Here is a 20,904-nt window from a genome sequence, read left to right as displayed (position 1 = left end):
GATCAGCGTGATTACCGCTAAGAGCGGAAATCTCTCGCTTGCACTTTATGGCAGCTTCCTTCGAAGAAACACAGACGGTCGCGATCACCGCGCAGCCGAAGGCTGCGCTCTGCTAACCGAGACAGCGCCTATAAAACTGGTTTGAGCGCTCACCCGCTTCTATTGGTTTGCCACCCAAGCGTGAACGATATCGCTCATATTCCACTGGCAAAGCGCATTGCAGCATCGAATTGGTGCCCTGCAAAATACATTATACCTACTTTTCAGGCCTATTTTGTCATATTGGTGTCATCCAAGGCCGATAGATAACGCTCACAAATGAACGAGAAGCATCACGACATGAACGAGATCCAGCCAATACCGACACAAGCAGAAGGCAGGCAGGCCAAGATCGTCGAGCTTCTGCGTGAGCAGAACTTCGTTGACCTCAAAACCCTGACTGAGCGTTTTGACATATCTGTGGCGACCGCTCGTCGCGATCTGGTCGAGCTTGAGGAGTCGGGATTTCTTCGCAGAACTCACGGCGGCGCGGTCGGGCTTAACCAGGTAGCCCAAGATGCGACGAACTCCGCGCGTCTGGTGTGGAAGCAAGCTGAAAAGGCTGCAATTGCTGCCACCGTTGTCGGAATGATTTCGGATGGAGACACGATCCTGCTCGATGCGGGCACCACCGCGCTGGAAGTCGCGAAAATGCTCGCGGGTCGAAAGAACCTCACGATCATCTCGAACGGCCTCGACATCGTTGCCGAGCTGACGCGCCAGGGTGATCACAAGATTTACTCTGTTGGCGGTGAATACACCGACACGAACCATTCCTTCCGCGGACCGCTGGCAGAGCAGTTCATCCGGCAGTTCAACGTCGACAAGCTCATCTTGAATGCGGCGTCAATCGACGTCGACCGCGGTCTCGTCTGTACCGTTGAACCCGTCAACGCAAGCATCGCGAAGGTCATGATCGAGGTCTCACGCCGGACGATTGTCGTTGCCGATCATTCGAAACTCACAAAGAGCAGCCTATCCGTTGTCGGCAAGATCGAAGATATCGGCATCGTTGTCACCGACAGCGGCTCGAAAACCATCATCGACGCGGCGCCAGAGAAGCTGCGCAAAAAGTTCGTCATCGCGACCTGAACCTTCCTTTCCACGTAGATCTTGCCAAGCAGGGGACCTTAGATGCTTTCGACCAGCCGCAGAAAATTCATCATCGGTGCAAGCGTTGCGGCGCTGGCATCGACCACCAGCATGAAGTTTGCATTTGCCCAGGAGCGTCGTGAGCTCCGGATCGGTGTCAACGGGCTGCCAGCCACGCTGGAGCCGGTCAATGCGATCAGCAACGTCGGACCGCGCATCGTCAACCAGATCTATGACACGCTCATCGCCCGCGATTTTTTCGGAAACGATGCGCCGGGAACGGGCCTCGGTCTGATGCCGTCACTGGCTGAAAGCTGGGAACGCATCGACGACAGGTCCGTGCGCTTCAAGCTGCGCCAGAAGGTCATGTTCCACAACGGCGTCGAAATGACCGCTGATGACGTCGCCTACACATTCTCGTCCGAGCGCCTGTGGGGTCCTGAAGCAATCAAGACCATTCCGCTTGGTGGCTCCTATTCGCTGGACTTCGACGAGCCCGTTATCGAGGACAAATACACTGTCGTTCTGCGCACGAAAACGCCGAGCTATCTGACGGAGACGTATGTTACCTCCTGGATGGGCCGCATCGTCCCGAAGGACTATTATAAGAGCCTTGGCACTGTCGGTTTCGGCAGCAAGCCAATCGGAACAGGCCCGTATAAATTCGTCGAGATGATCGCGGGCGACCGCGTGGTTCTTGAACCGAACGACGACTACTGGGGTATCAAACCCACTGCCTCAAAGATCACCTACCAGCTTGTCGCCGAACCAGCCGCCCGTGTTGCCGGTCTGATCAGCGGTGAATATGATATCGTCACCACCCTCACGCCCGACGATATGGAACTCATCAACGGTTATTCCGACCTGGAAACACGCGGAAAGGTCGTTGAGAATTTCCACATGTTCACCTTCAACATGAACCAGAAGGTGTTCCAGTCGAAGACGCTCCGCCGCGCCCTCGCGCTAGCGGTCAACCGCCCGATCATGGTCGAATCGCTCTGGAAGAGCAAAGCCTCGATCCCCCATGGCTTCAACTTCCCGAACTACGGTGAGTCTTTCGATCCAAACCGCAAGGCGATGGAATACAACGTCGAGGAAGCCCGGCGCCTGGTCAAGGAAAGTGGCTACGACGGCACCCCCATCACTTACCACACGATGGGCAATTACTACGCCAACGCCGTTCCCGCGCTCATGATGATGATCGAAATGTGGAAGCAGATCGGCGTCACGGTGGTTCCGAAAGTATTCGCTCCCGGCGCCGCACCGAAAGACCAGGACAGCTACATCCGCAACTGGTCGAATGGCCAGTGGATGACGGACGCCTGGGCAACGATGGTTTGCGAATTTGGTCCGAAAGGCCAGGTACAGAAGCGTTGGGGCTGGAAGGCTCCGGCCGAGTTCAACGAACTCTGCACCAAGGTTTCCCAGATGCCGAATGGCAAGGAACGCTTCGACGCCTGGAGCCGCATGCGCGACATTTTCGAGGAAGAAGCCCCGGCCGTCATTCTTTACCAGCCGTTCGACGTCTACGCGGCGCGCAAGAATGTCCAGTGGAAGCCCATCAGCTTTGAGATGATGGAGTTTCGCAACAACCTCAGCTTCAGCTGATCACAACACGCTGCCTCGGCGATGCGCATCCGTGCGCATCGCCCCAAGGAGATCAAAGAATGCCAAAGCTCTTGACCGTTCGCGACCTGGTCGTCGAAGTCCCGGCACGCAATACCAAAATCATTGATGGGATCAGCTTCAGTGTGGATGCCGGTGAGACCCTCGGTCTTGTTGGGGAGTCCGGTTGCGGAAAGAGCATGACCTGTTACGCCGTCGCGGGCATGTTGCCGCGCGGAATCGCCCGCACCGGTGGCTCCATCGAGTTCGAACGTGATGCGACGAAATCCGGCAAGGTCGCTGATCCGACGATCGCAATGATATTCCAGGACCCAACCAGCAGCCTGAACCCGGTTCATACAATAGGCCGCTACCTTGAATCGGCGCTCTATCGCCATCAGGGGCTGAAAGGCAACGATGCCCGGCTGGAAGCCATGCGGCTTCTCGAACGCGTCGGTATCGATCGCGCCGCAAGCCGTCTGCGCGCGTACCCCCATCAATTCTCCGGCGGCATGAACCAGCGTGTCATGATCGCACATGCACTCGCGGCAAAGCCTCAATTGCTGATCGCTGACGAACCGACGACTGCGCTCGATGTCACGATGCAGGCGCAGATCCTCCACCTCCTCGAAGAGTTGAAGGCCGAGACTGGCATGGCCCTGATGATCGTTTCCCACGATCTCGGGGTGATCGCGCGTCTCGCTGACAAGGCAGCAGTCATGTATTGCGGCAAGATCATCGAGACGGCTCCAATTGCGGAGCTGCTTGCGCGGCCCGCTCATCCATATGCCCGCGCTCTGATCGACTGTATGCCGAGCATCGATCCCGCCGATCTTGAGCCACCGATCCCAATCCCGGGTTCGGTTCCTCTTCTCGAGAGCCTGCCTGATGGCTGTTACTTCCATCCGCGCTGTCCGCGCGTGGCCGAGGAATGTGTGGCTCGTTTCCCCGCTCCCTCCAGCATCGGCCTGTCACACGAAGCTTCCTGCTATCATCCGGTGGTCGCATGATGACGCCCCTGCTTCAAACAAGCGATCTGACGAAGGCTTACAGGCACAAGACTGGTTTCTTCACCAGGCCGACGCAGCAGCTCGCCGCGAACCACATCAGTTTCGAGCTGTCGGCTCGGGAACGCATCGGTGTTGTTGGCGAATCCGGTAGCGGCAAGTCGACACTTGGCCGACTGCTCCTCGGTCTGACACCCCCGACCAGCGGTGATGTATGGTTTGACGGCGTAAACCACAAAGACCGGACAAAGGCGGACTGGAAGAATTTCCGTGTTCGCACCTCCCTCGTGCAGCAGAACCCGCTCGCGGCGCTTAATCCGCAAATGACGATCGGCCAGCAGGTCGCCGAAGGCCTGATCGTTCATCATGTCTGTGGTCGGGAAGAGGCCTATCGGCGGGCAGCCGCGATGCTGGAACGTGTCGGCCTCTCCGGAGCGATGATGAACCGCTACCCACACCAGATGTCAGGCGGCCAGCGCCAGCGCGTCGTCATCGCACGCGCGCTGATCCTTGATCCAAAGCTGGTCGTTTTTGACGAGGCTGTTTCGGCGCTCGATGTCTCGGTGCAGGCTCAGGTGGTGGCACTTCTGCGTGAGCTCTGGCAGGAGATGGATCTCGCTTACGTCTTCATCACCCATGATTTGAGGATCGTTCGCCATCTCGTCGATCGTATCGCCGTCATGTATCTCGGCCGCATTGTCGAGACAGGCGACATCAAGACGGTCTACCAAAATCCGCGGCATCCCTACACGCGGGCGCTCCTGGCTTCCGTACCGACCATGGATCCCAGGGTTCGAAATATCGAACCGCCGATCAAAGGCGAACTCGATGCCAGCAATGCGTCAAAGGGTTGCGCGTTTCGGGCACGCTGTCCGTTCGCGATCGACCGATGCGTCAGTGAAACGCCGGCCTTGCGGCTGGTCGGGAACCAGCAAGCTGCCTGCCATCGTGCAGAGGAGATTGACCGTCAAGCCGTCCCGGCGGCTGATGTCGTCGTGAAAAAGGAGTTGGCCATATGACCAGCTTCATTTTTGCCCGCGTCATACGTGCCATCGTCGTTCTCGTGTTCACGGTTACCATCGTTTTCGTCATTCTGCGCTTGAGCGGTGATCCCGCGCAGTCGATGTTGTCGGATAATGCCGGGCCGGAGGCACTTGCCGCATTCAACGAGAAGTGGGGTCTCGACCGCTCTATCCCAGAACAATATCTCTACTATGTCGCCAATGCATTCCATGGCGACTTCGGGACATCATTCGCAGATGGCCGAGAGGTGTTCGACGTTATCAGCGAGCGAATCCCTAAAACCCTGCTGTTGACGGTTTCGGCCTTTTTCCTGAGCCTCCTGATCGGAATTCCCGTCGGAATTATTGCGGCTGTGCGTCGTGAATCTGCTGTCGACAAGGGCGTGATGGCAGGCGCTGTTCTCGGCTACAGCATTCCAAACTTCCTGCTCGGTCTGGTCTTCGTTTTCGTGTTTGCAGTGTGGCTTCGGGTACTGCCGAGTTCCGGCAGCTCAACCTGGAACCATGCCATCCTGCCCATAGCGACCTTCGCGCTGTTCAACGCTGCGGCCGTGGCGCGGTTCATGCGCTCCACGCTGATCGACGTGCTCGGTCAGCCGTATATCGCGGCAGCTCGTGCGGATGACATACCGAATTGGGACGTCATCTTGCGTCACGCCCTTCCGAATGCAGCAATCCCGATGGTGACGACACTCGGCTTCGTCGCAGGCGGTCTGCTTGGCGGATCCGCACTCATAGAGCCGGTATTCTCGTGGCCAGGTCTCGGAAGTGGGTTCGTCAATGCAACGAGCACCGGCGATCTACCCGTCGTACAGGCCATGATCATCCTCTTCACCGCGTTCATGGTGGCCATCAACCTCACCGTCGATGTTCTCTATGCGGTTCTCAATCCGAAAATCAGGAAGCACTGACATGGCATCGGTCACCTCCTCCAATCCCGCGCCAATCTCCGTGCTGGCCCCGTTCCGCAAAATGCCGGCAAGCATAACTCTATGCTGCCTCTGGATTGCGATCGTCATCATCGTCGGCGTAACGGCACGCTGGATTTCGCCCTTTGACTACCTGAGCCAGGATCCGATCGCGCGGTTTGCCAGGCCATTCCTGTCGGCCGAGCACTTTCTTGGAACCGACTATCTCGGTCGCGACGTGGTCAGCAATCTGCTCGTCGCGACACAGATGACGCTGATGATCGCGCTCGTCGGTTCCGTCATCTGCGCCATCATGGGGACCACGCTCGGCCTGCTGGCGGCCCATTTCGGTGGCTGGGTGGATAACACCATCATGGGCTTCGCCGACGCCATGGCGTCAGTTCCTTTCATCGTCATTGCTCTCGGCGTTCTGGCGCTGCTTGGTTCCAGCCCAATTCTCTTCGTGTTCCTTGTCGGTTTCGCCAGCTGGGAACGTTATGCGCGACTGACGCGCGGTCTGGTCCTGAGCGCCAAGGAGGAAGGCTATGCAGAAGCCGCTCGTATTGTCGGCGTGCCACCGATGCGCATCTATCTGCGCCACATGCTCCCCAATATCGCTGGGCCCCTGATCGTTCAGTTCACCGTGAACTTTCCAGAAATCATCCTTCTGGAAAGTGGCCTGAGTTTTCTCGGTCTTGGCATTCAAGCTCCGGAAACGAGCCTTGGACTGATGGTCGCTGACGGCCGCAACTATCTCGCGATCGCATGGTGGATCGCCGCATTCCCCGGCGCCGTGATTGTCCTGACGACGCTCTCCATCAGCCTGCTTGGCGACTATCTGCGCGATCGCATCGACGCGCGCCTCCGTTAACTCAGAAGGAAAAGACTATGAATCCGCTTCGAATGACGATTGAAAACATGCGCATCGGTGGCCACCGCGGCCACAGCGCCGGCGCCCCGGAAAATACGCTGGTCGCGTTTCGCAAGGCTTTCGAGTATGGCGGCCCGCTTACGACCTGCGAGACCGACCTCTCCATCACCAGCGATGGCGAGCTCGTTCTGATGCACGACAAGACGGTTGATCGCACGACGAATGGCCACGGCATCGTCCAGAAAATGACCTATGCTGAGCTGGCGAAGCTTGATGCCGGCAGCTGGTTCAGTGACAAGTATTCAGGTGAGCAGGTGCCGCGGCTGCGTGATGCGCTGATACTCGCACGAGAGCTTGGCATCATCTATCAGCTGGAACTCAAGATCTACGACCAGAACGACGTGTTTTTCCCGAAGCTGCGCGCATTGATCGATGAGCTTGGTGCCGCCGACCTGTTGCAGTTCTCTTCCTTCGACTATGTGCAGCTGAGGGACGTCAAGAAAGCCATCCCGGAGGTTCCGACCGTCGGCCTGATGCACTCCCGCCTTATCGATCCTGCGTCGCTTGCTCGTCAGGCCAATCTCGATGCCATGAATATCGAAGTCTATCATTTTGCCAGCGGCGAGGCGCGCCAGCTGCATGAAGAGGGCTTCGCGGCCTTCTGCTATCTGCCAGCCGGCCACCATGAAAAATTGATGACGTATGGCGTGGACGTCGAATCTCAACTTGTCCAGTGGGTCCGTGAAGGTCAGCTCGATCAGCTTCTCGGTGACGATGTCGCACAGATCGCACGGTTGCGGGATCAGGCGCGTGGATAAGGTAAACACAACAGTCTCTTCGGATCAGGCGCGCATTGTCGAGGGCATTGCGCGGGAAGCTGGAAACCTGGCTCTATACCACTTCAAAAAACTGGCCACCCTGCCGGTCGAGAAGAAGGGACACCTTGACCTGGTCACCGAAGCCGACAAGCAGGTCGAAGCCCTGATTATCGAGAGGCTTCGTCAAGCTTTTCCAGACGATGGAGTCTTCGGAGAAGAGGGCGGCGAGATCACCGGCACTTCGGGTCGCATCTGGGTCATCGATCCGATTGACGGGACATTCAACTATGTCCGCGGCGCCCAGAACTGGGCTGTCTCAATCGGGCTTTTCGAGAACCGGCGTCCCGCCTTCGGCGTTATTTTCGCTCCCGCGCGCGACCTTCTGTTGATCGGTGGTCACGCCATCGTACCGCAGCTCAATGGAAAGCCTCTCGGTCCCCTGCCCGCGCTCGACATGTCTCGCGCATCGACAGGCTTCAGCATTCATCCATCGGTCTCGACGGCTGACAGGCTGGAGGTCATCCGGTTCATCTCGGATGACCTGCGCATAAGCTTCCGCTTCACGGGGTCCGCAACGCTCTCGTTGATCGAAGTGATGATGGGTGAGACAGATGGTTACGTTTCTGTCGGCGACTCCACATGGGACGTCATGGCGGCACTGCCAATCCTCGCGGGACTGGGCGTCACTCACACGATCGATTGGGATAATACGGAACTACCGCAGAAACTTCGTTTCGTGTGCGGCTCCAAGGAGTTTCTCAATCGAGTAAAGCCGGTGCTGAACAACCTTTCGGCGGCTGCCTGACCCTCAATCGCCTTTTACTAACGGGCGCCGCGCAAGCCGGTGCGACGCTCCTCACAATCAGACAAAACCTTCAAGCATCTCGTCAGTCAGGCCGCTGAATAATCGAGATATTCAGCACTCTTGATCCACCAAACCTATAGCGGACGTGCATGACAAGAGTGTGAAAGGCTATCGACTTGGCACACAAAACTACCGAAGTTTCAGCACCAGTAGACGAGAAGCTGCCCAAGAGCGATGTCAGGACGCAATATGCTGCAATTTGCTTTCGACGCGTGCCTGAGCAAGACGGAGCGATCGAAGTCCTGCTGATAACGAGCAGAGACAGCGGCCGTTGGGTCGTCCCAAAGGGATGGCCTATGGGGAAGAAGAAGCCCCACCAAGTTGCCTGCACCGAGGCCTGGGAGGAGGCCGGAGTGAGAGGCCGTGTCCAGAAAAAGGCATGGGGTCACTACACCTATCTTAAGAGGCTGGATGACGGAAATCTTGTCCCTGCGATGGTCCAGGTTCACTTGCTCGATGTGCAAGGGCTCGAGAGCGATTATCCCGAAAAGGACGAACGCAGACTGAGCTGGTTCACGCCGGCGGACGCAGCCTCTTCCGTAAGGGAACCGGAGCTTCGTTGCTTGATCTCAAAACTTGAAACCCTGGCATTGCCGGCCACGTATCAGCGCTCCGAGCCGTAAAATGAGGATCAATTGATGGACATGGATTTGCTCCGCCGAACCGCAGATCTCCGTTCGGTTGCCGACGCACGGCTTTTAACAATGGAAGATGGCCCGGGCAGAGGACAACGTCTTATCATTGCCAGAAATGCCGCCGGTATCGGATTCGAGATCGCGGTCGATCGTGGTTTCGACGTCTCATCGCTGTCGTTCAAGGGGGTGAATGTAGGCTGGCACTCTTCCAACCAGATGCCATTCTCGCCACATGACCCGGATTCAGAAGAGGGGTTGGGCTTTTTCCGCAATTTCGATGGCTTCATGGTGACATGCGGTCTGGACCAATACAGCAGGCCTCATGACTCCGATGTGACGCATTATGGATATCCAAATCTCAAATCCAGGCGGTTACCGCAGCACGGCCGGATATCGTCCGAGAAGTCGCGGCTGAAGAGATTTGGCGTCGAGGTTGGGACACGCACCATCATCTGCGAGGGGACGGTGCGGCAATCAAGTGTTTTCGGAGAAGTTCTAGAACTGCACCGCAAAATAACCGTCCCGATTTTCGAATCCACATTGCTCATTGAAGACACGGTAACGAACCGAAGCTTTCGACCATCCGAACACGCTATCCTCTATCACCTCAATGTCGGATATCCTTTCCTGGACGAGACCTTGATCGTGAAGGGCTTGCCTGAACCTGCGCTTTGCGAAATCAATTCGACTCCGCCAATCCCTCACGACAGCTTTGGGGAAAAAGTGGATCATATCGACTGCCGCGTCACTCCGCACGACACGCCAATTGTTCTCGAAAACAAGCGATGTGGTTTCTCCCTCTCCCTGACCTATGATCAGGTGGCGCTCCCCAAATTTGCGACCTGGCGCGCCTATCAGTCCGGCGTATTCGCACTTGGGATCGAGCCTCGATCCGATCTCCGACCACCCGAAGGCGGTCAGCTAGGCGCAGGGGAAAGCCGCACCTACAAGCTGCAGATAGATTTACTTCCCTCATGAAACGGGGCGCAGGCTTTGGAGTATTTGCAATAGCCCGCTCGATTCCAGGCTCCAGCCCCTCCACAAGATAATGGGCCCTGCTGTTAGCTATCTGCCGATATTCCTCTGTAAAGCCAGTTCCAGGTCCTGTCGAAATATAGATCGACAGACTGCCTTGTATCAAATTCGGCCCCGCCCATCATCGCGGACGAGGTGGGCATTGCGACAAGACAGTGGATGAGATGGCTGGCGATCAGGCTCACATCCCCGGCCGCAATCACGCCGGCATCCTGCGCTGCCCCCACGGCATCGACGAGCCGGTTCATGATCGGGTCGGGCTGCGGCGGGATAGGTGCTTTCTTTTCGAACACGACAGCTTCACTGAAGGTAATGCGCTTCAGCGCGATGAGGTCCGGCTCCATGTTGATATGCAGCAATTCGCGCATCAGGGCCCGCAGGCGCTGAAGAGCGTTGCCATGCGCCATCGGCAAGTCTCTCAGCCGCGCCACCGCTCGGGCGTGAGCGTGTTCCACCACGGCCTCGAACAGGGCGACTTTCGAGGGAAAGCGGCGATAGACAGTATCCTTGCCTGCCCCGCACTGCGAAGCGACCTGCTCCATGGACGTGCCGGCAAAGCCGCGCGTCGCAAAAAGCGTAGTCGCAGCGTCGATTATCCTTTCGGCCGCGGCGTTCTGTTCCGCCTTCAAGGGGCGACCGACCCGCGCTGTCGCGTTTATTCTCTCCGACACCAGATTTCCTCCGCACTTGCCCGTGCCCGGCCTGTTTGAAGACGTCAAGCAGAATTGCCAACATAAAAGTTGACCAACATCTTCATATTAACTGGACAGGACGGTCCCGTTTGATTTATTCACTCTAGCAGATTTCCCAAGCTTCGACCATGGGGGCGAATTCGTGAAGCAAGGTCTTTCCTTTAAAAACATTCTGACAGCCACAACCTTTCTGGTGGCGACCCATGCCCTGGCGCAGGAGCAGGGCACACAGTTGGAAACAATCGTTGTGCAGGGCAATGCCGCAGCGGCTGGGACATCCGCTGGGATTACTGCCAAGTCCACCCGGTCGGCAACCAAGACCGGGACACCTTTAGCCGAAACGCCGCAATCCGTTACGGTGATAACGCGCAAGCAGATCGACGACCAGAACCCGCAAACGGTCAGTGAGGCGCTGCGTTACACGGCCGGCGTATTATCCGACCGGGACTCGAATTCTCGTTACGATTCCGTATTTCTGCGCGGCTTCGGCGCATTTGGCACGGCGACCAATTATGTGAATTATCTGGATGGCTTGAAACTTCAGCGTGGTCAGGCCTTTGCAACACCCTCCATTGATCCGTTTCTCCTTGAGCGCATCGACGTCCTGAAGGGACCGGCAGCACTTCTTTATGGCCAGGTGAGCCCCGGCGGCCTTGTCAATCAGGTCAGCCGCAAGCCATCGAGCGTGCAGTCGAACGAGGCAAGACTTGAGGTCGGGACCGACGGAAGGGTGCAAAGCGGTCTTTATTCCACCGGCCCCATCGCCACGGATGGAACATGGCAATATGGCATCGGCATTGTTGGCCGCTCCGCCGGCACGCGTTATGACGATGTCGATGAAAAGCGTCTCGGCATTGCGCCATCCCTCAAGTGGCAGCCGGACGAGGATACCTCGCTCGTTATTTCCGGCTATTATCAGCGCGATCCGGAAGGCGGCTATTTCAACTCGCTTTATCCGAAGTTTCTGGCGCCCGCAGGCTATGCCGGTTTCCTCAGTCGGGACCTCAATGTCGGGGATCCGAACTACGATGCGTTCAGGCGCACCCAGTATGGCGCCGGTTACGAGTTCGAGCACAGGTTCGATGATCAGGTGACCATCCGTTCGAATTTCCGGTATTCCGGCGTGGATACCGATATGCGTTCGCTCCAGATGAACGGGCCAATGTCCGCGACGGGTATTATTCCCCGCTGGGCTGTCCATTCCATCGAGGACGTCGAAGGCTTTTCCTTCGACAATCAGGCTGAATTCAAGTTCGAAACCGGTGCCATCGGCCATACGTTTCTTGCCGGCCTCGACATTCAGCACTCAAGCAGCAATTGGGAATATTTGCTGGGCGGCGCGACGCCGCTTGATGTGGCCAACCCCGTCTATGGCCGACCGGTCGGCCCGTTCATGACGGCAATCGACAATGATCAGTCGCTTCGCCAGACGGGCATCTATCTTCAGGATCAAATCGAGATCGGCGGGCTGCGCGGTGTTTTCGGGGTGCGGCACGATTGGGCCCGTCAGGACACTGACAATCTCCTTGCCGGAACATCCGTAAAGCGATCCGACAGCGCAACAAGCTATCGCGCCGGCCTGCTTTATCTTTTCGATAACGGCATCGCGCCCTATGTCAGCTATTCCACCTCGTTTGAACCCTCCACCAGCGTCGGCGCCAATGGCAGTCCATTCAAGCCGACGGAAGCGCAGCAATATGAGGTGGGCGTCAAATACCAGCCTACAGGGCTGGACGCCATCTTCACGCTCTCCGCTTTCGATATTCGCCAACAGAATGTGGTCTATTACAACGCCTCATCAGGCTTCAATGAACAACAAGGAGAAATCCACTCCCGCGGGCTGGAGTTCGAGGCGAGAGGAAACCTCACCAGCAATCTCGAACTGATCGCTGCGGTTTCCCTGCTCGACACGGAAGTTTCCGAATCCGGCATCACATCGATCATAGGCAACCGCCCGCAGGCCGTACCACGCTACTACGGTTCGCTCTGGGCGAACTACACCGTCGATTCCGGTGCGCTGGAGGGCTTAAGCATCGGCGGCGGCGTGCGTTTCGTCGGCTCCAGCTATAGTAACGATACCAATACGGTGAAAGCCGATGGCTATACCCTGCTTGACGCCGCACTTCGTTATGATTTTGGAGCAACGAACCCGAAACTCAAGGGGCTGCAGGCGACACTGAACGTCACCAACCTGCTCGACAAGGACTATTACTCCTCCTGCAGTTCCGAATATTATTGCCAGTACGGCAATGGCCGCACGGTGCTCGCCGGCCTCAGATACAAATGGTGATGTCGCCGTGATCATAACGAGACGAGGCTTTTGCATCTCCGTTGCGGCAGCCGGTATTCTTTCCGGCATTCAGCCCGCTGGAGCCGAGCAGCCCGTTACCGTGAGGGATATGGCGGGGCGCGAGGTACATCTTCCCGCCATGCCGAAAAGGATCGTTTTGCTGGAGGCGCATGACCTGCTGACGATGTCGCTCCTGCATGGCGATCCTGCGTCGCTGGTCGTGGGCTGGGCCGCCGTCGATCGGCTCGACAGCGGTGAATTGCAGACGATCCTGCTAAACGGCCATTCCGTCAGCACGGTCGGGACGCTGAGCCCGGACACGCTTTCCCTTGAAGGGCTGATCGCCCTGTCTCCCGACCTGATCGTGACCACGGCCTTCATGACGCCGCAGGGTGATGAGAATTCCCTGCTGCAGAGGCTGAAGGAGATCGGCATTCCCGTGGTGTTCAGCGACGCTTCCTCAAACGCGGCCGATGAGGCGCGGGCAAGCGGCCCGGTTGATGCCATGAAAGCGTCCCTGCGCATGTGGGGAACACTTCTGGGTGCTTCAAACAAAGCCGAGGCCTACATCACCTTTGTCGAGCGGGAACTGGCGGGCGTTGCAACGTGCGTTTCAGGTGCGAAGCCCGTCACGACCTATCTGGAGGTCCAGTCGACGCTCGACGACTGCTGCTGGGCGGCGGGCAGAAAGAACTGGGGCGAATTGCTGGCGCTGGCCGGTGGTCAGCCGCTTCCGGGCGTGGTCGCGCCGTGGTTTGAGAAGCTGTCGCTCGAATATCTTCTTGCAACACCGCATGAGGTCTACATCGCCTCCGGTGGCGGCTGGGCCTCGGGTGGCCGTCCGCCCATCGGCCCTGGAATCGACCCCGAACAGGGTCGACAGGGATTGCAGCACCTGATCGAGGGCCGCCCGAGTTTCGAACATCTGCCGAGCGTTCGCTCAAAGCGTGTTTACGGGATATGGACCGGGTTGATTACCAACTTGCCCCTCAACGTGCTGTTTATCGCCCAGGCAGCCAGATGGCTGCATCCGGATCGATGTGCCGATATCGATCCAACCGCCATTCTCGACACCATCAATCGCGACTTCGCAGCATTTCCCATAAGGGGACCGCTGTGGGCGGCGATTTGAGACACGGAGCCCACGCCCGATGCCATCGACCAGCAACAACCGATACCGCGCCCATGCCGCGGTCCAGTTTGAAAAGATCGACGACTATATCGAACCGATTGTTGAATCGATTGCAACGCACGACATGACCGTCGAAAAGGCAGGTGGCATTCATCATATCCATTCGCCATACGGCAACGCTACATTCGAGGCGACCCGAAACGGTTTTCGGTTGACGGCGGAAGCCACCGATCCCGGCGGGCTGAACCGGCTGAAACATGCTCTGGTCGGGCCCATCGGTTTTATCGCCGCCCGTGAAAATCTCGATATTCAATGGGAAGGTGATCATGCGGACCCCGCCTTACCCGACGATCTGCGCATTTTGCGGGTGCAGACCATTGAGGACCTGTCGCCCCGCTTTCGCAGGATCGTCTTCAAGGGAGAGAACCTCGAACGTTACGACCGGAAAGACCAGCTCCACTGTCGTCTCATTTTCCAGCCACGCGGCATCGCCGCGCCACGCTGGCCGCTACTTGACCATCGCGGGCATGTCGTCTGGCAGGACAATATTGCGGTTCCGACGCGCGTCTATACGATCCGCTTCATCGACACGGCCAGACAGACGATCACAATCGACTTCGCGCTCCACGCCCATCCCGGTCCCGCGACCCTGTGGGCGATGAATGCACGAGCGGGCGATGTCGTCGGCATTCTGGGCCCTGCGGCGAATGGCCCGGCACCGGCAGACTTCTACGTTCTCGCCGGCGACGAGACCGCATTGCCCGGCATTGCCAGAATTCTCGAATATCTGCCGCCGATGGCAACCGGCCACGCCTTCATCGAAGTCGACACCGCCGCCGATAAATTGCCGCTTTCCTCTTCCAGTGGCGTTTCGATCCAATGGTTGTATCGCAACGGCAAGGCCGCAGGGACAACGACGCTGCTTCAGGACGCCATTCGCTCCCTTCGTTGGCCGGAATGTCCCGCGGGCATCTTCTTCTGGGGTGGATGCGAACACAAAGCATTCAGCGCAATTCATCGGCATCTGAGGAAGGAGGTCGGGCTTTCCCGTGACCGCGTCGTGCTCTATTCGCACTGGCACCGGTCCCTCAGTGAAGAAGACATCATCGCAAAAGGGGCCGATGCCTATCTGCCCCAGTGAAAACCGTTGCTTGGCGGCTTTGAAAATGGCGCTCCATCTATCTGAACGACCGAAAAGAAGGCGTAAAGCCGTCGCAGCGGGCAAAATTTTTAAACGGATCAGTTGAGTCGCCTCGATGGGATCAGGATCCACGGTTCCCTATTCGTCGTCTGACACGGAAGGGCCCGAACTGCTGCCTGTTCTGCTTTTCTAACCGCGCAAAACGGCTAATTCTCACTCTTGCCCGTCACGGGTACTGAGGGACGGCTCATCGCCGTATGGCCGCCAACCGAAGTGACCCGCAAGAAACTGCCGGCCCAAACGCGGCATGCTGCAGATGCGCAGCCGAACTGAAAGTTGTGGTTTCTGCATCAACTCACAATTTGTTGTGGTTGCACTTCGAAGCAATTTGGCCTTGTTTGTGGACGCAAAATACTCACGGGGAGAGAAAACAATGTCTATAATAGCAACAACGCGCGCCACTCTGCTGGCCGCATCGCTTCTGATTGGCGCCAGTTCCGCACTTGCAGAAACAGTTCTGCATCGTGGCAATGCCGGAGAACCGCAGACGCTCGATCAGGCGCAGACCTCCATCAACATCGAAGCTTTTATCCTGAAAGACCTTTATGAAGGTCTCACCATTTACGATGCTGCCGGCAAGATCATTCCCGGTACGGCGGAAAGCTGGACGCTGTCTGAGGATGGCACCGTTTACACGTTCAAACTGCGTGCGGATGCAAAGTGGTCGGATGGCACACCGGTAACGGCTGGAGATTTTGTTTTCTCCTACCAGCGCGTGGAAGACCCAAAGACCGCGGCAAAATATGCGAATATTCTCTACCCGATCAAGAACGCCGAAAAGATCAACAAGGGCGAAACGCCGGTTGACCAGCTTGGCGTCAAGGCGGTGGATGACAAGACCCTTGAGATCACGCTTGAGCGCCCGACACCTTTCTTCGTTGAGCTTCTCGCTCACCAGGCGGCTCTGCCAATTTCGAAGGCGAGCTACGAAAAGAACGGCACCGACTTCGTAAAGCCGGGCGTCATGGTCTCGAACGGTGCTTACAAGCTCGAAGCGCATGTTCCCAATGACAGCTTGACGGTCGTCAAGAACACCAGCTTCTGGGACGCATCGAACACCAAGATCGACAAGGTGATTTTCTACCCGATCGATGATCAGGCCGCATCCGTCCGTCGTTTCGAAGCCAAGGAAATGGACCTCGCGTATAATTTTTCCGCGGACCAGATCGACCGTCTGCGCAAGTCCTATGGCGAACAGGTTCACGTTTCGCCGACGCTTGCGACCTATTATTATACCTTCGACACACGCGAAGCGCCGTATGACGATGTCCGTGTCCGCCAGGCCCTGTCCATGGCAGTCGACCGCGATTTCCTTGCCAAGGAAATCTACAGCGGCTCGCAGGTTCCCGCCTATTCCATGGTTCCCCCGGGCATGGACTCCTACGGTGAGCCCGCAAAAGCCGATTTTGCCACGCTGTCGCAGCTTGATCGTGAAGACGAAGCCCTCAAGCTGATGAAGGAAGCCGGTTACGGTGAGGGCGGCAAGCCGCTTTCCATCGAAATCCGCTACAACACCAACCCGAACCACGAACGCGTCGCAACGGCTATCGCGGATATGTGGAAGAACACCTTTGGCGCGAAGGTATCGCTGGTGAACCTCGACGTCGCCTCGCACTATGGCTATCTCCAGGAAGGCGGCAAATTCAACGTGGCGCGTGCCGGGTGGGTTGCCGACTATGCGGATGCGGAAAACTTCCTCGCCCTTTCCATATCCTCCAACAAGACCTTCAACTATTCGAAGTTCAACAATGCCGAATATGACGCGCTGATGCAGAAGTCATATGACGAAAAGGATGCGGCAGCTCGCTCCAAGCTGCTGCATGAGGCAGAAACCATCCTCATGAAAGAACAGCCGGTCGCTCCGCTTCTGACGCAGGCAGACCTGTGGCTAGTTTCCAACCGCGTGAAGGGTTGGGAAGACAATGCTGCTAACGAACACCTCAGCCGCTTCCTGAGCGTTTCCGAATAAGCAGTGCTGGCACGGTGGCTGACACCACCGTGCCATGCGGGGAGCCTGAAAAATCATGATCTCGTTTATCCTGCGCCGTTTGGCGAGCGCCGTGCCGACGTTGTTTATCGTCGTCACGATTTCGTTTTTCCTGATGCGTTTTGCACCGGGCGGTCCGTTCAACCTCGAACGCCCCCTGCCGCCGCAGACCATGGAAAACCTGATGAGGACCTATCATCTGGATGAGCCATTGTGGCGCCAGTACCTCATCTATCTCGGCAATGCCGTCACCGGCGATTTCGGTCCGAGCTACATCTATAAGGACAACACCGTCGCGCAATTGATCGGCAAGGGTCTGCCTTATTCGCTAGAGCTTGGTTGTTATGCTCTTCTGCTGGCGCTGGTCGGCGGCGTTCTTGCCGGCACCTTTGCCGCGCTCAGGCAGAATAGCGCCTTCGATTTCTCGATCATGTCCATCTCGACCGTCGGCATCACCGTGCCGAACTTCGTTGTCGCGCCTGTTCTCACGCTGATCTTCGCCGTGTTGCTCGGGCTTCTGCCCGCCGGCAGCTGGGGTGATGGATCGCTGCGATATCTCATTCTTCCGATGATCGCGCTCGCTTTGCCACAGCTCGCCGTCATTGCGCGCCTGACACGCGGCGCAATGATCGAGGCCCTGCGGATGGACCATATTCGCACCGCCAGGGCTTATGGCCTTCCAGCCCGCAGCGTGGTGGTGTTTCACGCCATGCGCGCGGCAATGCTGCCGGTTGTTTCCTATCTCGCGCCTTGTGCCGCAGCTCTGTTGACGGGTTCGGCGGTCATCGAGACGATCTTCACTATCCCGGGTGTCGGTCGCTACTTCGTTCTTGGCGCCATCAATCGTGACTACACGCTGGTCATGGGAACGGTCGTTCTCATCGCCATTTTTGTCATCCTGTTCAATCTCGTGGTCGATATTCTCTACGGCCTGCTCGATCCGAGGGTCAGACATGACTGATATCTCCGGCAATATCGCTCCTCAACCATCGGTGAAAAGCCGAAGCCTGTTCCAGCTTGCCGCCATGCGTTTCAGACGAAACAAAGCCGCCATGGCTGGCTCCATCATGCTCGTGCTGATCACGCTTTTCTCATTTATTGGCCCGCATTTCCTTTCACACACCTATGATCAGGTGTTTTCATCCTACGTCTCCGTCGCGCCAAGCCTTGAGCCGCGGCCGGATGTCAACAACCTTCAGAGCGTCATGGAAGGTGTGGCGGGCCGCGCCCGCGTGGAGCTGAAGGAGTTTTCCGTCGAAGGCCAGACCTTCACGGCAACCGTCACCTCCAGCGGCCCGATCGACCCGCGCACGACACGGTATTTCGACCGCGCCAACGAATTCGAAAACACGAAGGTCGTTGCAACGGAAGATGATGGTCGAACGCTGAAGCTGGAAGGCGATGTCAATCGCGAATACTTCTTCTTCGGCACGGATTCCAACGGTCGCGATATGCTGGCTCGCGTCATGCTGGGCGGTCAGATCTCCATCGCCGTCGGCGTTCTCGCCAGTCTCGTTTCGCTCGGCATCGGCGTTCTTTACGGCGCAACGGCGGGCTACATCGGTGGGCGCGTCGACAATGTCATGATGCGTTTCGTCGAGATCCTCTATTCGCTCCCCTTCGTCTTCCTGGTCGTCGTTCTCGTGGTCTTTTTCGGGCGCAGCTTCATCCTGATCTTCCTGGTGATCGGTGCGGTGGAGTGGCTGGATATGGCCCGTATCGTGCGTGGCCAGACGCTTGCCCTGAAACGGCGCGAATTCGTGGGTGCGGCCCAGGCTTTGGGCCTGACCGACTGGCAGATCATCCGCCGCCACATCATTCCGAATACGATCGGCCCCGTCGTCGTGTTCGTCACGGTTGTCGTACCCAAAGTCATTCTTCTGGAAAGCTTCCTCTCTTTCCTCGGGCTTGGCGTGCAGGCGCCACTGACGAGCTGGGGAGCGCTGATTTCCGAAGGCGCGAACAATATCCAATCTGCCCCCTGGCTATTGATATTTCCGGCAATCTTCTTCGTACTGACCCTGTTCTCGCTCAATTTTGTGGGCGACGGGTTGCGTGATGCACTCGATCCCAAGGATCGTTGACATGAATACGACATCTGAAACCATTCTCACCGTCCGCAATCTCAAGGTCGATTTCACGACGCCGGACGGCACGGTGAACGCCGTCAAAGGCATCGATCTCGATGTCAGACAGGGAGAAACGCTTGCCGTTGTCGGAGAATCCGGCTCCGGCAAAAGCCAGACCATGATGGGCATCATGGGACTGCTCTCCTCCAACGGCGTTATCCAGGGTTCAGCCAAATATCGTGGACGTGAGCTGATAAACCTGCCGGTCAACGAGCTGAACAATATCCGTGGCGCGAAAATCACCATGATTTTTCAGGAGCCCATGACCTCGCTCGATCCGCTTTACAGGATCGGCGCGCAGATCGCCGAACCCATCGTCCACCACCGGGGCGGCAGCAAGAAGGAAGCGCGGGCACGCGTTCTCGAACTCCTGAAGCTCGTGGGGATTCCGGAGCCGGAGCGGCGCATCGACAGCTATCCGCATGAGCTTTCCGGCGGGCAGCGCCAGCGCGTCATGATCGCCATGGCACTGGCAAACGAGCCCGATATTCTGATCGCGGATGAACCAACCACCGCGCTCGACGTGACAATCCAGGCGCAGATTCTCGATCTTCTGAAGTCGTTGCAGCGGCGCTTCGGCATGGCCGTGGTGCTGATCACGCACGATCTGGGTGTGGTCAGGCATTTTGCCGATCGTGTTGCGGTCATGCGCCGGGGTGAGATCGTTGAAGCCGGTACAACGGAAGACATCTTCGAGCGCCCGCAGGCGGACTATACGAAGATGCTTCTCGATGCCGAGCCCAGCGGACACAAGCCGCCTGTCGGTGAAGGGGCCCCGGTCGTTCTCGCTGGCCAGAACGTGACGATTGATTATGTGATTCCGGGCGGATTCCTGTCGAAGTCGCGGGAGTTTCGCGCCGTGGATGGCGTCAATGTCAGCCTTCATCAAGGGCAGACCATCGGCATCGTCGGTGAATCCGGATCAGGCAAGTCGACGCTCGGTCGTGCACTTCTTCGCCTGGCACCGTCAAAAGGCCAGATTTTCTTCGGCAAGACGGAAATCACCGGACTTGATCGTAAGGCAATGAGGCCCTTGCGGCGGCAGCTGCAGCTTGTATTTCAGGATCCCTATGGATCTCTTTCGCCAAGACAGACTGTTGGAGAGATCATCACCGAGGGCCTTTTTGTGCACGAGCCGCAGCTCAGCCGCGCAGAGCGAGACGAGCGGGCAATCGCAGCACTGAAAGAAGTCGGTCTCGACCCCGCCGCCCGCAACCGCTACCCGCACGAGTTTTCAGGCGGACAACGTCAGCGTATCGCAATTGCCCGCGCGATCATCCTCAAGCCGGATGTCGTCATTCTCGACGAACCCACATCTGCGCTGGACCGATCCGTTCAAGGACAAGTCATCGACCTGCTGCGTGGTTTGCAGAAGACACATGGCCTTTCCTACATCTTTATCAGCCACGACCTTTCCGTGATCAAGGCCATTTCGGATTACGTCATCGTCATGAAAAACGGGAAGATCGTCGAGGAGGGAGAAACGGACGCGATATTCGACAGGCCGACGGCTGAATATACCAAAACACTGATCAAATCCGCGTTTTCGGCAGAGGTGGCACGATAGATTATAGTC

The 20,904-nt window shown here is 57.5% G+C and carries 18 protein-coding genes; 17 read left to right on the top strand and 1 reads right to left on the bottom strand.

Annotated features, from left to right (window positions below; translation table 11 throughout):
* Window positions 1-339 precede the first annotated feature (339 nt).
* The 10 genes from AGR13A_RS21265 to AGR13A_RS21220 all read left to right on the top strand — a co-directional run bounded on the left by AGR13A_RS21265 (window position 340) and on the right by AGR13A_RS21220 (window position 9,840).
* The gene (locus tag AGR13A_RS21265) at window positions 340-1,131 is read left to right on the top strand and encodes a DeoR/GlpR family DNA-binding transcription regulator (RefSeq protein ID WP_139786108.1); all 792 of its coding nucleotides are present in this window, start codon (window positions 340-342) and stop codon (window positions 1,129-1,131) included.
* 42 nt (window positions 1,132-1,173) lie between these two features.
* Window positions 1,174-2,739, top strand: coding sequence for an ABC transporter substrate-binding protein (locus AGR13A_RS21260; protein WP_080839266.1), 1,566 nt, complete (start codon window positions 1,174-1,176; stop codon window positions 2,737-2,739).
* A gap of 59 nt (window positions 2,740-2,798) precedes the next feature.
* Window positions 2,799-3,746 carry an ABC transporter ATP-binding protein gene (locus tag AGR13A_RS21255; protein WP_035225347.1) on the top strand — a complete coding sequence of 316 codons (948 nt, stop codon included), beginning with the start codon at window positions 2,799-2,801 and terminating at the stop codon, window positions 3,744-3,746.
* The gene (locus tag AGR13A_RS21250; RefSeq protein WP_051796371.1) at window positions 3,743-4,762 is read left to right on the top strand and encodes an oligopeptide/dipeptide ABC transporter ATP-binding protein; all 1,020 of its coding nucleotides are present in this window, start codon (window positions 3,743-3,745) and stop codon (window positions 4,760-4,762) included. Before AGR13A_RS21255 ends, AGR13A_RS21250 begins: the two co-directional genes overlap by 4 nt.
* Window positions 4,759-5,676, top strand: coding sequence for an ABC transporter permease (locus AGR13A_RS21245; RefSeq protein WP_080839264.1), 918 nt, complete (start codon window positions 4,759-4,761; stop codon window positions 5,674-5,676). The genes AGR13A_RS21250 and AGR13A_RS21245 overlap by 4 nt, the downstream gene beginning before the upstream one ends.
* 1 nt (window position 5,677) lies before the next feature.
* Window positions 5,678-6,544, top strand: coding sequence for an ABC transporter permease (locus AGR13A_RS21240; RefSeq protein WP_080839262.1), 867 nt, complete (start codon window positions 5,678-5,680; stop codon window positions 6,542-6,544).
* A 17-nt stretch (window positions 6,545-6,561) separates the two neighbouring features.
* On the top strand, window positions 6,562-7,362 hold the full coding sequence (locus AGR13A_RS21235; protein WP_080839260.1) for a glycerophosphodiester phosphodiesterase: 801 nt from the start codon (window positions 6,562-6,564) through the stop codon (window positions 7,360-7,362).
* On the top strand, window positions 7,355-8,167 hold the full coding sequence (locus tag AGR13A_RS21230) for an inositol monophosphatase family protein (protein ID WP_035225353.1): 813 nt from the start codon (window positions 7,355-7,357) through the stop codon (window positions 8,165-8,167). The genes AGR13A_RS21235 and AGR13A_RS21230 overlap by 8 nt, the downstream gene beginning before the upstream one ends.
* Window positions 8,168-8,343: 176 nt before the next feature.
* Window positions 8,344-8,850, top strand: coding sequence for an NUDIX hydrolase (locus AGR13A_RS21225; RefSeq protein WP_208612412.1), 507 nt, complete (start codon window positions 8,344-8,346; stop codon window positions 8,848-8,850).
* Between the two features lie 15 nt (window positions 8,851-8,865).
* On the top strand, window positions 8,866-9,840 hold the full coding sequence (locus tag AGR13A_RS21220; protein WP_080839257.1) for a DUF4432 family protein: 975 nt from the start codon (window positions 8,866-8,868) through the stop codon (window positions 9,838-9,840).
* Window positions 9,841-9,923: 83 nt separating this feature from the next.
* Here AGR13A_RS21220 and AGR13A_RS21215 read toward each other — a convergent pair whose 3' ends face one another.
* A complete protein-coding gene (locus AGR13A_RS21215) occupies window positions 9,924-10,568 on the bottom strand; it encodes a TetR/AcrR family transcriptional regulator (RefSeq protein ID WP_308400313.1) in 645 nt (214 codons plus the stop codon).
* A 163-nt stretch (window positions 10,569-10,731) separates the two neighbouring features.
* Between AGR13A_RS21215 and AGR13A_RS21210 the strand changes: the two genes are divergently transcribed.
* From AGR13A_RS21210 to AGR13A_RS21180, 7 genes are all read left to right on the top strand, one after another.
* Window positions 10,732-12,879, top strand: coding sequence for a TonB-dependent siderophore receptor (locus AGR13A_RS21210; protein WP_080839255.1), 2,148 nt, complete (start codon window positions 10,732-10,734; stop codon window positions 12,877-12,879).
* A 7-nt stretch (window positions 12,880-12,886) separates the two neighbouring features.
* Window positions 12,887-14,011 (top strand): ABC transporter substrate-binding protein, encoded by a 1,125-nt coding sequence (locus AGR13A_RS21205; RefSeq protein ID WP_308400312.1) that lies wholly within the window; start codon window positions 12,887-12,889, stop codon window positions 14,009-14,011.
* A gap of 19 nt (window positions 14,012-14,030) precedes the next feature.
* Entirely contained in the window at window positions 14,031-15,152 is a 1,122-nt protein-coding gene (locus tag AGR13A_RS21200) for a siderophore-interacting protein (RefSeq protein WP_080839251.1), read from the top strand.
* A 433-nt stretch (window positions 15,153-15,585) separates the two neighbouring features.
* Window positions 15,586-17,181, top strand: a complete 1,596-nt coding sequence (locus tag AGR13A_RS21195) for a peptide ABC transporter substrate-binding protein (RefSeq protein ID WP_080839250.1) — start codon at window positions 15,586-15,588, stop codon at window positions 17,179-17,181.
* A 55-nt stretch (window positions 17,182-17,236) separates the two neighbouring features.
* A complete protein-coding gene (oppB, locus tag AGR13A_RS21190) occupies window positions 17,237-18,160 on the top strand; it encodes an oligopeptide ABC transporter permease OppB (RefSeq protein WP_003498068.1) in 924 nt (307 codons plus the stop codon).
* Complete coding sequence (locus AGR13A_RS21185) at window positions 18,153-19,283, top strand: ABC transporter permease (protein ID WP_003498066.1); 1,131 nt, start codon at window positions 18,153-18,155, stop codon at window positions 19,281-19,283. Before oppB ends, AGR13A_RS21185 begins: the two co-directional genes overlap by 8 nt.
* Before the next feature lies 1 nt (window position 19,284).
* Window positions 19,285-20,895, top strand: coding sequence for an ABC transporter ATP-binding protein (locus AGR13A_RS21180; RefSeq protein WP_167377609.1), 1,611 nt, complete (start codon window positions 19,285-19,287; stop codon window positions 20,893-20,895).
* Window positions 20,896-20,904: the final 9 nt, after the last annotated feature.

Origin of the sequence: Agrobacterium genomosp. 13 str. CFBP 6927, assembly GCA_900012615.1 — a bacterium.
Classification (GTDB): domain Bacteria; phylum Pseudomonadota; class Alphaproteobacteria; order Rhizobiales; family Rhizobiaceae; genus Agrobacterium.
The sequence above is the reverse complement of the archived record's forward strand: the minus strand, read 5'-3'. Positions and strand labels throughout refer to the sequence as shown.

Excerpts from the sequence above, each read along its gene's own strand:
- AGR13A_RS21265 (WP_139786108.1), top strand. The coding sequence starts at position 340 with ATGAACGAGATCCAGCCAATACCGACACAAGCAGAAGGCAGGCAGGCC.
- AGR13A_RS21260 (WP_080839266.1), top strand. The coding sequence starts at position 1,174 with ATGCTTTCGACCAGCCGCAGAAAATTCATCATCGGTGCAAGCGTTGCG.
- AGR13A_RS21255 (WP_035225347.1), top strand. The coding sequence starts at position 2,799 with ATGCCAAAGCTCTTGACCGTTCGCGACCTGGTCGTCGAAGTCCCGGCA.
- AGR13A_RS21250 (WP_051796371.1), top strand. The coding sequence starts at position 3,743 with ATGATGACGCCCCTGCTTCAAACAAGCGATCTGACGAAGGCTTACAGG.
- AGR13A_RS21245 (WP_080839264.1), top strand. The coding sequence starts at position 4,759 with ATGACCAGCTTCATTTTTGCCCGCGTCATACGTGCCATCGTCGTTCTC.
- AGR13A_RS21240 (WP_080839262.1), top strand. The coding sequence starts at position 5,678 with ATGGCATCGGTCACCTCCTCCAATCCCGCGCCAATCTCCGTGCTGGCC.
- AGR13A_RS21235 (WP_080839260.1), top strand. The coding sequence starts at position 6,562 with ATGAATCCGCTTCGAATGACGATTGAAAACATGCGCATCGGTGGCCAC.
- AGR13A_RS21220 (WP_080839257.1), top strand. The coding sequence starts at position 8,866 with ATGGACATGGATTTGCTCCGCCGAACCGCAGATCTCCGTTCGGTTGCC.
- AGR13A_RS21200 (WP_080839251.1), top strand. The coding sequence starts at position 14,031 with ATGCCATCGACCAGCAACAACCGATACCGCGCCCATGCCGCGGTCCAG.
- AGR13A_RS21195 (WP_080839250.1), top strand. The coding sequence starts at position 15,586 with ATGTCTATAATAGCAACAACGCGCGCCACTCTGCTGGCCGCATCGCTT.
- oppB (WP_003498068.1), top strand. The coding sequence starts at position 17,237 with ATGATCTCGTTTATCCTGCGCCGTTTGGCGAGCGCCGTGCCGACGTTG.
- AGR13A_RS21185 (WP_003498066.1), top strand. The coding sequence starts at position 18,153 with ATGACTGATATCTCCGGCAATATCGCTCCTCAACCATCGGTGAAAAGC.
- AGR13A_RS21180 (WP_167377609.1), top strand. The coding sequence starts at position 19,285 with ATGAATACGACATCTGAAACCATTCTCACCGTCCGCAATCTCAAGGTC.